The 537-nt window shown below is 35.2% G+C and carries 1 protein-coding gene; it reads left to right on the top strand.

Translation table 11 applies throughout. The annotated features are described in order from the left end of the window. Positions 1-537: hypothetical protein (locus PL9631_RS26400; protein ID WP_197046519.1), on the top strand; the 537-nt coding region annotated here is incomplete at both ends.

The following is a 537-nucleotide window of genomic DNA, read 5'->3' as shown; positions in this document are numbered from 1 at the left end:
CTTTATATTCCTGGTGAACCTTTTGATGTCATCTCTGGTATCGTTAGAGGTGGTAAAAGATATGATCTAACTAAAAAACAAAGATTACAATTCCATATATTTGCTATCCTTTCAATTGGGACTAGGGAATGGCTGAATACTCAAGAAATGATTGATACTATTCCTGGGGTTATCCCTTCTGATCAATCAATTATTGTCGCTACTCCCTATAATTTGATTGAAAATAATCCCACGTCTATTCAAGCTCAGAATCAATTCAATAAAGATAATGGTCTATCAAACGAAGGTACAATCTTACGGCATCCTGATAGGGCTTATTACGAGGGTAGAAGTAATGATTTATTGAAAGTCAAGAACTTTGAGAAAAACATATTTATTTGTACGGGTTTCTTTAAAGGTACTGGCAAATACTCTCAAAGCCTTGGTAAAATATCTGTTCAATCTAATATCCTTGGCGTTCCTATAGCTGCAAGAGTCGGTACGGGTTTTTCTGATGCTGAAAGGTTAGAGATTTGGAATAATCAATCAAACTATCGG

The sequence above is a fragment of the Planktothrix paucivesiculata PCC 9631 genome (genome assembly GCF_900009265.2).
In the GTDB taxonomy this organism is placed as follows: domain Bacteria; phylum Cyanobacteriota; class Cyanobacteriia; order Cyanobacteriales; family Microcoleaceae; genus Planktothrix; species Planktothrix paucivesiculata.
Note: the sequence above shows the minus strand (reverse complement) of the source record. Positions and strands in the feature narration are given on the sequence as shown.